Source organism: Gilvimarinus sp. 1_MG-2023 (assembly GCF_030548285.1).
On sequence record NZ_JAUOSC010000311.1, the window covers coordinates 1 to 378 of the forward strand.

Here is a 378-nt window from a genome sequence, read left to right on the forward strand (position 1 = left end):
AGGCGGATGCTCCAGCCCGAATGCTGCCGGAAGATATTGGCAAGTGGTACGTCCGTAATAACACTGGTGAAATGGTACCCTTCAGTTCCTTTGCCACGTCCTACTGGGGCTACAACTCGCCACGACTGGAACGTTACAACGGTGTCCCTGCGGTTAATATTCAAGGGGAGGCTGCACCGGGTATGAGTACCGGGGATGCAATGGTAGCGATCGAGGAGATTGTGGCCAAATTACCACCTGGTGTTGGTATTGAATGGACGGGGATGTCGTATCAAGAGCGGATGGCTGGTTCCCAGGCGCCGATGCTTTATGCGCTGTCGCTGTTGGTTGTCTTCTTGTGTCTGGCAGCATTGTACGAAAGCTGGACGGTGCCGTTTG

1 protein-coding gene is annotated in these 378 nt (G+C 54.2%); it reads left to right on the forward strand.

Annotated elements, in window-relative coordinates:
• The coding region (locus Q4563_RS16935) for an efflux RND transporter permease subunit (RefSeq protein WP_303605320.1) at nucleotides 1-378 on the forward strand (378 nt) is incomplete at both ends.